The following is a 13,375-nucleotide window of genomic DNA, read 5'->3' as shown; positions in this document are numbered from 1 at the left end:
TGCCGGCAACTGCGGCGCCGGCTTCCCGGCTCGATGAAATTCTCGCACGCGGCACGCTGCGCATCTGCACCACGGGCGACTACAAGCCGCATTCGTTCCTGCGGCCGGACGGACAGTTCGAAGGCATCGATATCGACATGGTGCAGAACCTGGCGCGTTCCCTGAACGTCAAGCCGGAGTTCGTGAAGACATCGTGGTCAAACCTGATGAGCGATTTCACGGCGAAGTGCGACATTGCTGTCGGCGGGGTTTCGGTCACGCTGGAGCGCCAGAAGCATGCGTTTTTCACGCAGCCCTACATGGTCGATGGCAAGACGCCAATCGTCCGCTGCGCCGATGCCGACAAATACCAGACCGTTGAACAGATCGATCAGCCGGGTGTGCGCACGATCGTGAATCCCGGGGGCACGAACGAGAAATACGCGAAGCAATTCCTGACACATTCGCAATTGATCGAGTACCCGGACAACGTGACGATCTTCAAGGAGATCCTCGATGGCCGCGCCGACGTCATGGTCACCGATGCCTCCGAAACGCTGCTCCAGCAAAAGCTCAATCCCGGATTATGTTCAGTGCATCCGGACAAGCCCTTCCAGTTCGCGGAGAAAGCGTATCTGCTACCACGCGGAGATGTGGTGTTCCAGCAATACGTGGATCAATGGCTGCATTTGTCGCGATCGACGGGTGAGTACCAGTCCATCTTCGATAAATGGCTTAAGTGAAGCTAAATCGACGCTTACGAATCTGTGCGTAAGCGCCGCGTAATCCAATGGCGCTGACCGGCAAAAAGTCAACGCGGTGCGTGTAACAATTCACCGAGGCGCATGGCCGTTTTTCTCATCCACGCTTCAGCGGATTTCGAGTGCGCCTGGATCCGGCCAAAGCCGTGGGTCATGTCTTTCGCATCGATCACCTCGACGCGGCCGCCATTGGCCTCCAGAAAACGCGCGAATTCGTGCGCGTCGTCGTACAGCGGATCGTATGCAGCGCCCACAATCAACGCCCGTGCCGGTGTCCGGTCATATGACTCGGCGAGGGGGAACGCGCGGACATCGTCATCGGCGGGCGGTTGGCTGGTCAGGAACTGCGCCCAGTACCACTTCATCTCTTCCGTGCTGAGGCCCGGCCCTTCGGCATTTGCCGTAAAGCTGCCGCCTTCGAAGCGGCATCGCGCGACCGGATAGATCAGCAGTTGCGCAGTCACCAGACCCGCCACACGGTCGTTCGCCGCACGCGCCGCGACGGCCGCGAGGTGACCTCCGGCGCTATCTCCGGCCACGCCCAGACGGTTCGTCGCGAAGCCCAGCCGCGACCGATGCTCGGCCAGCCACAGCAGTGCATCGAGCGCGTCGTTCACAGGCGTTGGGAACGCAAATTCGGGCGCAAGCCGATAGTCCACGCTCACCACCGCGCAATTCGAATCCAGCGCGAGGCGCGCGACCATCAGGTCGTGCGTGTCGAGATCGCCGAGTACCCAGCCACCGCCGTGGAAATAAACGACGAGGGGCAACGGCCCGCTGGCTTCCTCCGGCCGATAAACCCGCGCCCCCAGATCACGTCCGTCGAGCGGCAACACGATGTTTTCCACTTTGACGCCGGCCGGACGCGATGCTGCGAACTTGCGCGCCACGTCCTGGAATCGTTGCCGCATGGCCTGTGCGTCGGCATCGGCGGGGAGTGGGGGGAAGGCTTCAGCGACCTTTGCGTAGTAAGCGAGCAGGTCTGCGTCGATGGTCATGCGTCTTGTCTCCATGCATTGCGTCGCCCGATCTGGCCGACGGGATTCTGATTGTGCTTAAAAATATGGGACTGTGCTTAACCGTGAACTGCACAAGCAAAGTCGATCTCCACAGACAAAAAGCCGACGAGAAATCCCGCTCAGCCTTGCGGTTCAAGGGTTACAACCTGAAACACTTTGTTACGGTGACGCCCGGATTATTCGCCCACAATCACTTCAACGGTCTCAACACATATGTGATCGAGTGCAGTGTGGGAAAAGAGCAACACCACTCACCTGCGCTCATCGGTCGGCACAGCGCCGAAGCCCGGTTTTCAGGGGCATGTTTGTTGGGTTCGTTGGTCGACAAAACAGGAATCGGCCCCTTTCCCACCTTTGGTCTCCTCGCGCTAACCCCGTAGCGTGTGGTTTTTAGCGGGCTCCAGGCCCGCTTTTTTTCGTCTGGACAAACGTTTGCGCAAGAATGAAATGGTCGCCGTGATTATTCCGGCAACCGTTTTTTTCGTATTGAATCATGCTCTTCAAGCAGTTTTCACTTCAGACAGCTTCAGCTCGTCGATCATCTGGGCGCGCATGATGAACTTCTGGATCTTGCCGGTGACGGTCATCGGCAGTTCGTCTACGAATCGAATGTGCCGCGGGATCTTGTAGTGCGCAATTTGTCCCTGGCAGAACTCGCGGATATCTTCGGGCGTTGCGTACTCCCCTTGTCTGAGAATAATCCACGCGCAGACCTCTTCGCCGTATTTACTATCGGGAACGCCGAAGACTTGCGCTGACTGAATCTTCGGATGGCGAAACAAGAATTCTTCGATCTCGCGCGGATAGATGTTCTCGCCGCCGCGAATCAGCATGTCCTTCAACCGTCCAACAATGTTGCAATACCCCTGCACGTCGAGCGTGGCGAGATCGCCGGTATGCATCCAGCCGTCGATAATCGCCTCCCGCGTCTTCGCTTCATCGCCCCAATAGCCTCTCATCACCGAATAGCCGCGCGTGCAGAGTTCGCCCGTCTCGCCGACCGGGACGATCTCGCCAAGCGGATTGACGAGCTTCACTTCCAGATGGGGCTGGATCTGGCCGACGGTGGTCGTGCGTTTATCGAGGGGATCGGTGGTCGAGCTTTGGAAGGACACGGGACTCGTTTCGGTCATCCCATACGCGATGGTGATCTCGCGCAGGTTCATCTTCGCGACCACGCGCTTCATGGTCTCGATAGGGCACGGCGAACCCGCCATGATCCCCGTGCGCAAACGGCTCAGGTCGAACTTGTCGAAGTCGGGAAGATCCAGCTCCGCGATAAACATTGTCGGTACGCCGTGAAGCGCCGTGCAGCGTTCTTGACCGACGGCGGCGAGGGTTGCTGCCGGATCGAAGGCTTCGCCCGGAAAAACCATCGTCGTGCCCGCCGATACACACGCCAGCACCGCCAGCACCATGCCGAAGCAGTGGTAGAGCGGCACGGGAATGCAGAGCGAATCCTGCTCGGTCAGCAGCATCGAATGCGCTATATAACGGCCGTTGTTCAGCACGTTGTGATGCGTAAGCGTGGCGCCCTTGGGATTGCCCGTGGTGCCGCTCGTGAACTGGATGTTGATGGGATCGAATGCGCTGAGCTTCGATTCCAGGGTATCGAGTTGCTTCGTGTCCAGCCGATCGCGGCCGCGGGACATGACATCGGAAAACCGCAGCATGCCGGGCGTCGCGCCATCGCCCATGCGGATCACGGCTTTCAGATCGGGGAAGCGTGTAGCGTTTAATGAACCAGGCTCGGCGGTCTCGAGTTCAGGCGCAAGCGCCTGAAGCATCTCAAGATACTTCGACGACTTGAACTGTTCCGCCGCGATCAGCGCCTTGCAGCCGACCTTGTTCAGCGCGTACTCCAGTTCGGCGAGCCGGTACGCCGGATTGATGTTCACCAGGATCGCGCCGATCCGCGCGGTGGCGAATTGCGTCAACAACCATTCGGCGCGGTTCGGCGACCAGATGCCCACGCGGTCACCCGCTTCAACGCCGAGTTGCAACAGGCCTGACGCGAGGACATCGACTTCATTGGCGAAATCACGCCAGGTCCAGCGGATGTTTTGCTCCCGGAAAACCACCGCCGGACGATCCGGAAATCGCGCGACGGTATCGAGAAGAAAGCGTGAAACCGTGGCGTCGCTCAGCGCAATCTCTGTCGAGCCGCGAACATAGGACAGGCCATCGAGTGGTTCGATCTGCGGCCCGGCTTGCGTCGATGGGGTAGCCATATCCAGGGTCTCTTCCATGTGAAGTGGAAGGCTGCACGGCATGGCGCCGTGAAAGCCATTCGGAAGACTGATTGTGCATCGGGCGGACTGTGGACGGCATTGAGTGTTACCCGCAACGCACCGTGAATATATGCGTGTCGGATATGCAGAAATGCGCGGGAGCAGAGGGACAGCGCGGCCGGCAATAAAAAAAGCAGCCCGAAGGCTGCTTTTCCCTGAAACCTCAAGACCAGCGAAACGCTTAATGCTGACCGCGAATCTTCCGCAAGCGCTGGATCGCCGCGATCTGAGCCGTCGCGTACGCGAGTTCCGCTTGCGCGGTTGCATATTCGAGGTTCGATCCCGTGTTCTGCAGCGCTTCTTCCGCGTGCTTTTTCGCTTCGATTGCCTTGGCTTCGTCGAGATCCTGGCCACGGATCGCGGTGTCGGCGAGAACCGTCACCACGCCTGGCTGAATCTCGAGAATCCCGCCCGCGACGAACACGAACTCTTCCTCGCCGTTCTCCGCTTCGATGCGCACCGCACCCGGACGAATCCGCGTGATCAGCGGCGTGTGGCCCGGCAAGATGCCGAGTTCACCCGCTTCGCCCGGCAGCGCGACGAACTTCGCCCGGCCCGAGAAGATCTGCTCTTCCGCGCTGACGACGTCTACTTGAATAGTTGCCATATCGACTCCAATAGGACGCGGTGTCTACGATCCCCGCGCCCAGCCATCCTTATTGAATCTTCTTGGCCTTTTCAAAGGCTTCGTCGATGGTGCCGACCATGTAGAACGCCTGCTCCGGCAGATGATCGCACTCACCTTCAACGATCATCTTGAAGCCGCGGATGGTTTCCTTCAGCGGCACGTACTTGCCCGGCGAGCCCGTGAAGACTTCCGCGACGTGGAACGGCTGCGACAGGAAACGCTGGATCTTACGAGCGCGCGCAACGGCGAGCTTGTCTTCCGGCGCGAGTTCGTCCATGCCCAGAATCGCGATAATGTCGCGCAATTCCTTGTAGCGCTGCAGCGTTTGCTGCACACCGCGCGTGATAGCGTAGTGCTCTTCGCCAATCACGTTCGGGTCGATCTGACGCGAGGTCGAATCGAGCGGGTCCACTGCCGGATAAATACCCAGCGAAGCGATGTCACGCGACAACACGACGGTTGCATCCAGGTGACCGAAGGTGGTCGCCGGCGACGGGTCGGTCAAGTCATCCGCAGGAACGTACACGGCTTGCACCGAGGTGATCGAGCCGGTTTTCGTCGACGTGATCCGTTCTTGCAGACGGCCCATTTCTTCAGCCAGCGTAGGCTGATAACCCACTGCCGACGGCATACGTCCCAAGAGAGCCGACACTTCCGTACCAGCCAGCGTGAAACGGTAGATGTTGTCCACGAAGAACAGCACGTCCAGACCTTCGTCGCGGAAATGCTCGGCCATCGTCAGGCCGGTCAGCGCCACGCGCAGACGGTTGCCCGGCGGCTCGTTCATCTGGCCGTACACCAGCGCGACCTTGTCCAGAACGTTCGAATCCTTCATTTCATGATAGAAGTCGTTCCCTTCGCGGGTACGTTCGCCAACACCGGCAAACACGGAATAACCGCCGTGCTCTTTGGCGATGTTGTTGATCAGTTCCATCATGTTCACGGTCTTGCCCACGCCGGCGCCGCCGAACAGGCCAACCTTGCCGCCCTTTGCAAACGGGCAGATCAGGTCAATAACCTTGATGCCGGTTTCAAGCAGTTCGGTCGAAGGCGACAGTTCGTCGAACTTCGGCGCCTTCTGGTGAATCCCGCGCGTGACGTCCGTGTTGATCGGACCGGCTTCGTCGATAGGACGACCCAGCACGTCCATGATGCGGCCAAGCGTCGGCTTGCCGACCGGCACGCTGATGGGCTTGCCCGTGTTCTTCACGATCGTGCCGCGGCGCAATCCATCCGATGCACCCAGACAAATAGTCCGGACCACGCCGTCGCCCAGTTGTTGCTGGACTTCAAGCGTCAGTTCCGAGCCTTCCAAAACGAGCGCGTCGTAAATCCTCGGCATGTCGGAACGCGGGAATTCCACGTCGATAACTGCGCCGATGCACTGTACGATCTTGCCTTCTACCAAAGCAGTAGTACTCATCGCATTTCCTTTAGATACTTGATTCTTCACTCGCGCGACAGGCGCAGTTCGATTCGACGCTGGCGATCAACCGACCGCTGCAGCGCCACCGACGATCTCTGACAATTCCTTGGTAATCGCTGCTTGCCGGCTCTTGTTGTATACGAGCTGCAATTCGCCGATCACCGTCTTTGCGTTATCCGACGCGGCCTTCATGGCGACCATGCGAGCCGATTGCTCCGATGCCATGTTTTCCGCCACGGCCTGATACACCAGCGCTTCGACATAACGCACGAGCAGTTCGTCGACAACCGTCTGCGCATCCGGCTCGTAGATGTAGTCCCACGAGGTCGTCGGCGTGACTGCTTCGCTGTTCTTGTCCAGGCCGTCCTTGCGCGCGAAATCGCTTGCCGACAAAGGCAGCAATTGTTCGATCACGGCTTCCTGCTTCATCGTGTTGACGAAGCGGGTGAACGCCAGATAAACCGCGCTGATCTTGCCTTCCGAATACAGGTCGAGCTGAACCTTGATCGCGCCGATCAGTTTTTCCAGATGCGGCGTGTCGCCCAGATGCGTGACTTGCGACACGGTCTTGGCCTTCAGCCGGTTCAGGAAGCCCAGACCCTTGCTGCCGATCGCGGATGCTTCGATCGTCTGGCCTTGCTGCTCCAGCTCCTTGAACTTCAGGAGCGCAGCGCGAAGGATGTTCGTGTTCATGCCGCCGCACAGACCTTTGTCGGTCGTGACGAGAATGATGCCGGCCGCTTTCGCGCCCTTGTTCTCGACCATGAACGGATGGCGATACTCAGGCGTCGCAGCGCTCATGTGCGCGGCGACTTCGCGGATCTTGTCGGCATACGGGCGAGCTGCGCGCATACGCTCCTGCGCGCGGCGCATTTTCGACGCAGCCACCATCTCCATAGCCTTGGTGATCTTGCGCGTGTTTTGCACGCTCTTGATCTTGCCGCGGATTTCCTTCATTCCAGCCATTGCTTACTCCTCGATCGAAACGGCGCGGGATGCTTCATTTGTTCCAGAAGCGGCCCGCGCCGCTTCAAATTTCGACTTAATCCGAAGATCAGTACCGAAATCAATAAGCGCCCGACTTCTTGAAGTCCTTGAGCGCGGTATGCAATGCGCCTTCGTCGTCCTTCGACAAGTCCTTGTTATCTTCGATGCGCTTGATCATGTCCGCATGCTTCGTCTTCAAGTAGTCGCGAAGACCCTTTTCGAACGGCAGGACCTGAGCAACTTCGAGATCGTCGAGGTAACCATTGTTCGCGGCAAACAGCGCGATCGCCAGTTCCCACACTTGCAGCGGCTGATACTGCGGCTGCTTGAGCAGTTCCGTCACGCGGCGGCCGCGTTCCAGTTGCTTGCGGGTGGCTTCGTCGAGGTCCGATGCGAACTGCGAGAACGCCGCCAGCTCACGATACTGCGCCAAGTCGGTACGAATACCGCCCGACAGCTTCTTGATGACCTTGGTCTGCGCGGCGCCACCCACTCGCGACACCGACACGCCCGCGTTAATAGCAGGACGAATACCGGCGTTGAACAAGTCGGTTTCCAGGAAGATCTGGCCGTCGGTAATCGAGATCACGTTCGTCGGAACGAATGCGGTCACGTCGCCGGCTTGCGTTTCAATGACCGGCAATGCCGTCAGCGAACCGCTCTTGCCCTTCACTTCACCATTCGTGAACTTCTCGACGTAGTCTTCCGACACGCGAGCAGCACGTTCCAACAGACGCGAGTGCAGGTAGAACACGTCACCCGGATACGCTTCACGGCCCGGAGGACGGCGCAGCAACAGCGAAATCTGGCGATACGCCCAGGCTTGCTTGGTCAAATCGTCATACACGATCAGCGCGTCCTGACCGCGATCGCGGAAGTATTCGCCCATCGTGCAGCCTGCATACGGCGCCAGGTATTGCATGGCGGCCGATTCCGAAGCCGAAGCCGCAACCACGATCGTGTATTCCAGCGCGCCGGTTTCTTCCAGCTTGCGAACCACGTTCATGATCGACGATGCCTTCTGGCCGATCGCGACATAGATACAGAAGAGGTTCTTGCCCTTCTGGTTGATGATCGCGTCAATGGCCACAGCCGTCTTGCCGCACTGGCGGTCGCCAATGATCAGCTCGCGCTGGCCACGGCCAACCGGCACCATTGCGTCGATGGATTTCAGACCCGTTTGAACCGGCTCCGAAACCGACTTGCGCCAGATCACGCCCGGCGCGATCTTTTCTACAGCGTCGGTCATCTTTGCGTTGACCGGACCCTTGCCGTCGATAGGCACGCCCAGAGCGTCGACCACGCGGCCGAGCAGTTCCGGACCCACCGGCACTTCAAGAATGCGGCCCGTCGTCTTGACGATGTCGCCTTCCGAAATGTGTTCGTATTCGCCCAAAATCACGGCGCCAACCGAATCGCGCTCGAGGTTCAGCGCGAGGCCGAAGGTGTTGCCCGGGAATTCGAGCATTTCGCCCTGCATCACGTCCGACAAACCGTGAATACGCACGATACCGTCGGTCACGGAAATCACAGTGCCTTGGTTGCGAACATCGGAGCTCGCTTCCAGGCCCTGGATCCGGCTCTTGATCAGCTCGCTGATCTCAGAGGGATTGAGTTGCATTAGTCACTCCAGATAGTCAATTCTTAACCGCGCCGGCGCAAAAGGCGTCAGGCGGACAGCGCCGTCTGCATGCTCGCGAGGCGCGCGCGGACCGAGGTATCGAGTACTTCGTCGCCTACCGTCACGCGCACGCCGCCAATCAGCGACTTGTCGACTTCAACAGTAGGTTTCAGCTTGCAGTGGAACTTGCGTTCGAGATTCGCGAGCAGGTCGGTCAACTGTGCGCCTTCCAGCGGGAATGCGCTTACGATCAACGCATCGGCCGCACCTTCGCGGGAATTCTTCAGCTCGTCGAACTGCACGGCAATTTCCGGCATCAGCGTCAGCCGGTGGTTGTCCACCAGCATCTGCACAAAGTTCTTCGCCTCCGGCTGCTTGGCGAGCGGCGATTTCACCGCCGTCAACAGCAGCTCGCTGACCTGGTCGCGGCTCACTTTCGGGCTCGTCGCGATGGACAGCACTTCAGGCAGACGCGCAACCTGAGCCAGCTCCTCGACGAAGTCAGACCAGGCGGCGAGCTCACCCGCTTCGGCCACGCGGAACAATGCTTCTGCGTACGGTCGGGCGATGGTTGCAAGTTCGGCCATGATCAGAGCTCGGTTTTGAGTTGATTCAGCATCTCGGCGTGAGCCGATTGATCGACTTCGCGCTTCAGGATCTGCTCGGCGCCCTTCACGGCCAATGCCGCGACTTCGCCGCGCAATGCTTCACGCGCTTTCACGATTTGCTGTTCTGCGTCGGCTTTCGCTTGTGCAATGATGCGCGCAGCTTCGGCCTGAGCGTTAGCCTTGATTTCGTCGGCGACAGCCACTGCACGCTTTTCGGCGTCTGCAATGCGCTGCTGGCCGTCGTTACGGGCTTGCGCGAGTTCCTGGTCGACGCGCTTATGTGCGGCTTCGAGTTCGGCCTTGCCCTTTTCGGCGGCTGACAAGCCGTCGGCGATCTTCTTCGAGCGCTCGTCCAGGGCGTTGATCAACGGCGGCCACACGAACTTCATCGTGAACCACGCGAGGATCAGAAACACGACCATTTGCGCAAACAGGGTTGCGTTGAGATTCACGGTGTTTCCTTAAACGTTGCTAATCCGGAGAGTGAAACGGCAAGGCGCTTGATCGAGGGTTGCATCGATTAAGCGCCGTCACCCGTTCCGTCCTGCGCCTGACGCCGAAGCTCAAGCGCACACTTCCGAGGAAACTCAGCCTGCGGCGAGCTTCGACAGCAGCGGGTTTGCGAACGCAAACAGCATTGCCACACCAACGCCGATCAGGAACGCCGCGTCAATCAGACCAGCCAAGAGAAACATCTTGGTTTGCAGCGGGTTCATCAGTTCCGGCTGGCGAGCACATGCTTCGATGTACTTGCCGCCCATCAGGCCGATACCGATACAGGCGCCGATTGCACCCAGGCCGATGATGATGCCGATACCGATGGCGGTCAGACCCTGGATGTTGGCGATGAAAGCGTTCATGACTACTCCTATGTGAAAAGACTTTGGAACTTAGATTTATAAAAAATTGAAACTCGAAACGATTCTGCTGATTCTTGGTTCTCCGCTGCGTTGTCCTGCAGCGATTTACCGACCTGCTGTGAGTCTTCCCTGCTTAGTGCGTGTCATGCGCCTGGCCGAGGTACACCAGCGTCAGCATCATGAAAATGAACGCCTGCAGCAGCACGATCAGGATGTGGAAGATCGCCCAGACCGTTCCTGCAACCACGTGGCCCAGGAAGCCGAGGACAGAAGCGTCCGCGCCGAAGTGCCACATGCTGCCGAGCAGGGCGATCAGCAGGAACAACAGTTCACCTGCGTACATGTTGCCGAACAGCCGCATGCCGAGGGAAACCGTCTTGGCGACGAACTCGATGATGTTCAGTGCAAGGTTCGGGATCCACAGCAGCGGATGCGCACCGAACGGAGCGGACAGCAGTTCGTGCACGAAGCCGCCAACGCCCTTGATCTTGAAGTTGTAGTAGATCATCAGCACGAACACGCCGATGGCGATACCCAGCGTGCCGTTCAGGTCGGCCGTCGGGACCACGCGCATGTGCGGGAACGTCTCGGTCAGACCGAGCCAGCCGATCACGCGCGTCGGCAGGTCAACCGGGATGAAGTCGAGCGAATTCATGAGCGCAACCCACACGAACACCGTGAGCGCGAGCGGGGCGATGAAACGGCGGCTACCGTGGATCATCGACTTCGACTGGTCTTCGACCATCTCGACCAGCATCTCGATTGCGCATTGAAAACGTCCCGGCACGCCGGACGTCGCTTTGCGCGCTGCCAGACCGAGGATGATGATCGTGACAATGCCGCAAAGAATCGACCAGAACAGCGTGTCGAGATTCCAGACGTGGATATCGAAGATCGACGTCTGCTGAGAAGTGGAGAGATTCTGCAAATGGTGCGCGATGTACTCCGACGGATCCATCGCGTGCGTTCCTTCGCTAGCTGCCATAACTTTAAAGCCACCCAAATTGTCGAAAATCTTCCGCCGCCCGTGTGGTCCTCCAGCCGCCATTCAAGGGCGATCGGCAGGGCACGGGCCCGCGTGCAGGAGATGAAGCATCCGCACGTATTAATCTGCTCTGTTACCGTAACTACGTCACTTACCTGGCACGTCAGGTTCGTCAGCCGCGACCTACTTCCACGCCATTGCTATCCAGTACGTCTTCAGCGCGATCAGATACGTGACCAGCAGCGGTATCCACAGGACGCTCTTGAAACCGTACGCAATGGCGACGAACATCGCAATCGTCGCGCCCATCTTCATGGCCTCGCCGATCACCCAGCTCGCAATGGTTTCAGCGCCGCTCTTCGCCTTCAGCCGTGCTGCGAACAACGCGCTCGGCACCCAGCAAATTGCGCCACCCAGGAACGCTGACAGCGCCACGTCGCCCGGCACAGCAATACCCGGCGGGCTGTAGAACAGCCACCAGACCAACGTCGCAACCAGGGACAAAACCATTTGCGCCGCCACGACCTTAAACGGCGTGACACGCGATGAACGACTCACCTCGGGACCAAACAGCGTCTCCGCCTCTGCCCGCGTCAGCGGGACAGTATTGTTATCTTTCGCTTCTGCGTCCCACGAATCGTCGAACGGACGATTCGACGTGTGGCGCGCCTGACCTGAAGAAACCGGTGTGGGATTTGAACTGGTTGAACCAGGTTCAGTCAAATCTGCGGCAGGGCTTGAAACGCGCCCATCATTTCCGCCTTCCGGCGCTCGATCCGGCTCTCGCACCGCCATCACACATCTCACTAAAGTCAGTCACAACCTGCGCATTTGCCGTTGGTTTGTCGCCTGAAGGAGCAACATACTTACGCTGCGCTTTCGGAGCCGCTAAGCTGTTAAATCCGGGCGATTGTAAGCGATTGTTGTCGCGGATTCAATAGCTTAGGGTCACCAAAAAACAACCGGATACACCTTAAAAACACGTCTCAAATCAGAGATTTCGCTTGTGTGGACAACGACCGGGGACAGGACTGAAAGGTTGATGTTCAACGAGACTTCACGATGCCTACACAAGCCATGCGCCGACTATTCCTGCGACGATCCAGAACGGGATCGAGACGAGATGGAACGGTCCCCACATGCCGCGTTCGCCGGATAAACGCACCGCGATCAGATTCGCGAGGGAACCAATGGCAATGCCAAAGCCGCCGACGCTCACACCGAACGCAAGTGCCCGCCAGTCCTTCGAGAACTCGGCGAGCATGATCGCCGCAGGCACGTTGCTGATTCCCTGCGATAACACCGCACCTGCCGCATACGCCTTGAGCAGAGTATCGAGTCCGAGGCTTGCGATCGCGTGATGCACCCAGGGCAACGCCGCGACACTGCGCAAGACGATGAACATCAGCACGAAGATCAACAGCAGCAACCAGTCGATCTTCAGCACGACCTGACGCCGCCACAATAGAAAGCCGATCGCGACCGCGGCGAGGCCGAGGCCCGCGTGGTGGGCATCGGCGAGAACGACGAACGCTATGAATGCAATGCCCGCAACCGCGCACAGGGAGACATCGACTGTGTGTGCTTCCTTGTCGCCGGAAAGGTCGAGCGGACGGTTGCGGAACATCACCGCGGCGAGCGCGTAAAGCATCGCCATGAGCGCCACGCACAACGGCAACAGCGCCCACACGAACGCGCCGAACGAGACACCGCTGGTCTGCCAGAGGAACAGGTTTTGAGGATTGCCGAGCGGCGTCAGGATCGACCCGGCATTCACGGCGAGCGCAATGAAGATGATCAGGCGCTTGATGGGAAGCGGCGCGAGTTTATGCAGCGACAGCGTCAGCGGCACGACGGCGAACAGGGCGACATCGTTGGTGAGCAAGGTGGAGAGCGCGGCAGCGAGTCCGATCAGCAGGAAAGCAAGCCCGCGCTCACCATGTATTCGATGCACCACGCGGTGCGCCATCCACATCAGGAAACCGGAGAGTTCGACTGCTTTCGTGAGCATCAGCAAACCGGCGAGCGTCAGCACGGTCTGCCAGTCGATCAAAGCCGGCAAAGCGCTCCAGGGTTTGGGATGCAGAACCTGGAGCGCGATCAACGCGACAATCAGGATTGCCAATACCGGCTCGCCGGCGATCAGCGCCCATGCTTTCCCCACCAGATTCAACCGGGCAGGTTTCGCGTGCGCTGACGGTTGCATCGAG

The 13,375-nt window shown here is 59.1% G+C and carries 13 protein-coding genes; 1 reads left to right on the top strand and 12 read right to left on the bottom strand.

Going from position 1 to position 13,375, the window contains the following annotated elements; all coding sequences use genetic code 11:
• A partial coding sequence (locus tag ACRXB1_RS04375; RefSeq protein WP_449491212.1) for a transporter substrate-binding domain-containing protein occupies positions 1 to 722 on the top strand: 722 nt, incomplete at its 5' end.
• 68 nt (positions 723 to 790) lie between these two features.
• Here ACRXB1_RS04375 and ACRXB1_RS04370 read toward each other — a convergent pair.
• The 12 genes from ACRXB1_RS04370 to ACRXB1_RS04315 all read right to left on the bottom strand — a co-directional run bounded on the left by ACRXB1_RS04370 (position 791) and on the right by ACRXB1_RS04315 (position 13,371).
• Entirely contained in the window at positions 791 to 1,738 is a 948-nt protein-coding gene (locus tag ACRXB1_RS04370) for an alpha/beta hydrolase (protein ID WP_449491211.1), read from the bottom strand.
• A gap of 521 nt (positions 1,739 to 2,259) precedes the next feature.
• Positions 2,260 to 3,990: an AMP-binding protein gene (locus ACRXB1_RS04365; RefSeq protein WP_449491210.1), complete on the bottom strand. Its 1,731-nt coding sequence runs from the start codon at positions 3,988 to 3,990 to the stop codon at positions 2,260 to 2,262.
• Between the two features lie 241 nt (positions 3,991 to 4,231).
• Positions 4,232 to 4,657, bottom strand: a complete 426-nt coding sequence (locus tag ACRXB1_RS04360; RefSeq protein WP_062168430.1) for a F0F1 ATP synthase subunit epsilon — start codon at positions 4,655 to 4,657, stop codon at positions 4,232 to 4,234.
• A gap of 49 nt (positions 4,658 to 4,706) precedes the next feature.
• Positions 4,707 to 6,101: a F0F1 ATP synthase subunit beta gene (atpD, locus tag ACRXB1_RS04355; protein ID WP_056356281.1), complete on the bottom strand. Its 1,395-nt coding sequence runs from the start codon at positions 6,099 to 6,101 to the stop codon at positions 4,707 to 4,709.
• 66 nt (positions 6,102 to 6,167) lie between these two features.
• Positions 6,168 to 7,070, bottom strand: coding sequence for a F0F1 ATP synthase subunit gamma (atpG, locus tag ACRXB1_RS04350; protein ID WP_062168432.1), 903 nt, complete (start codon positions 7,068 to 7,070; stop codon positions 6,168 to 6,170).
• 100 nt (positions 7,071 to 7,170) lie between these two features.
• Complete coding sequence (atpA, locus tag ACRXB1_RS04345; RefSeq protein WP_062168434.1) at positions 7,171 to 8,712, bottom strand: F0F1 ATP synthase subunit alpha; 1,542 nt, start codon at positions 8,710 to 8,712, stop codon at positions 7,171 to 7,173.
• A 47-nt stretch (positions 8,713 to 8,759) separates the two neighbouring features.
• Positions 8,760 to 9,299: a F0F1 ATP synthase subunit delta gene (locus ACRXB1_RS04340; RefSeq protein WP_062168436.1), complete on the bottom strand. Its 540-nt coding sequence runs from the start codon at positions 9,297 to 9,299 to the stop codon at positions 8,760 to 8,762.
• Positions 9,300 to 9,301: 2 nt separating this feature from the next.
• Positions 9,302 to 9,772: a F0F1 ATP synthase subunit B gene (locus ACRXB1_RS04335; protein ID WP_056356289.1), complete on the bottom strand. Its 471-nt coding sequence runs from the start codon at positions 9,770 to 9,772 to the stop codon at positions 9,302 to 9,304.
• Between the two features lie 135 nt (positions 9,773 to 9,907).
• Positions 9,908 to 10,180: a F0F1 ATP synthase subunit C gene (gene atpE, locus ACRXB1_RS04330; protein ID WP_047895197.1), complete on the bottom strand. Its 273-nt coding sequence runs from the start codon at positions 10,178 to 10,180 to the stop codon at positions 9,908 to 9,910.
• Positions 10,181 to 10,313: 133 nt separating this feature from the next.
• Positions 10,314 to 11,165, bottom strand: coding sequence for a F0F1 ATP synthase subunit A (atpB, locus tag ACRXB1_RS04325; protein ID WP_062168438.1), 852 nt, complete (start codon positions 11,163 to 11,165; stop codon positions 10,314 to 10,316).
• Between the two features lie 183 nt (positions 11,166 to 11,348).
• Positions 11,349 to 11,960 carry an ATP synthase subunit I gene (locus ACRXB1_RS04320; protein ID WP_449491209.1) on the bottom strand — a complete coding sequence of 204 codons (612 nt, stop codon included), beginning with the start codon at positions 11,958 to 11,960 and terminating at the stop codon, positions 11,349 to 11,351.
• A 271-nt stretch (positions 11,961 to 12,231) separates the two neighbouring features.
• Positions 12,232 to 13,371, bottom strand: a complete 1,140-nt coding sequence (locus tag ACRXB1_RS04315; protein ID WP_449491208.1) for an SLC13 family permease — start codon at positions 13,369 to 13,371, stop codon at positions 12,232 to 12,234.
• Positions 13,372 to 13,375: the final 4 nt, after the last annotated feature.

Source organism: Caballeronia sp. M23-90 (assembly GCF_053574605.1).
The sequence above is the reverse complement of the archived record's forward strand: the minus strand, read 5'-3'. Positions and strand labels throughout refer to the sequence as shown.

Coding starts and splice junctions, on each gene's coding strand:
- ACRXB1_RS04370 (WP_449491211.1), bottom strand. CDS start 1,738: ATGACCATCGACGCAGACCTGCTCGCTTACTACGCAAAGGTCGCTGAA.
- ACRXB1_RS04365 (WP_449491210.1), bottom strand. CDS start 3,990: ATGGCTACCCCATCGACGCAAGCCGGGCCGCAGATCGAACCACTCGAT.
- ACRXB1_RS04360 (WP_062168430.1), bottom strand. CDS start 4,657: ATGGCAACTATTCAAGTAGACGTCGTCAGCGCGGAAGAGCAGATCTTC.
- atpD (WP_056356281.1), bottom strand. CDS start 6,101: ATGAGTACTACTGCTTTGGTAGAAGGCAAGATCGTACAGTGCATCGGC.
- atpG (WP_062168432.1), bottom strand. CDS start 7,070: ATGGCTGGAATGAAGGAAATCCGCGGCAAGATCAAGAGCGTGCAAAAC.
- atpA (WP_062168434.1), bottom strand. CDS start 8,712: ATGCAACTCAATCCCTCTGAGATCAGCGAGCTGATCAAGAGCCGGATC.
- ACRXB1_RS04340 (WP_062168436.1), bottom strand. CDS start 9,299: ATGGCCGAACTTGCAACCATCGCCCGACCGTACGCAGAAGCATTGTTC.
- atpE (WP_047895197.1), bottom strand. CDS start 10,180: ATGAACGCTTTCATCGCCAACATCCAGGGTCTGACCGCCATCGGTATC.
- atpB (WP_062168438.1), bottom strand. CDS start 11,165: ATGGCAGCTAGCGAAGGAACGCACGCGATGGATCCGTCGGAGTACATC.
- ACRXB1_RS04320 (WP_449491209.1), bottom strand. CDS start 11,960: ATGGCGGTGCGAGAGCCGGATCGAGCGCCGGAAGGCGGAAATGATGGG.
- ACRXB1_RS04315 (WP_449491208.1), bottom strand. CDS start 13,371: ATGCAACCGTCAGCGCACGCGAAACCTGCCCGGTTGAATCTGGTGGGG.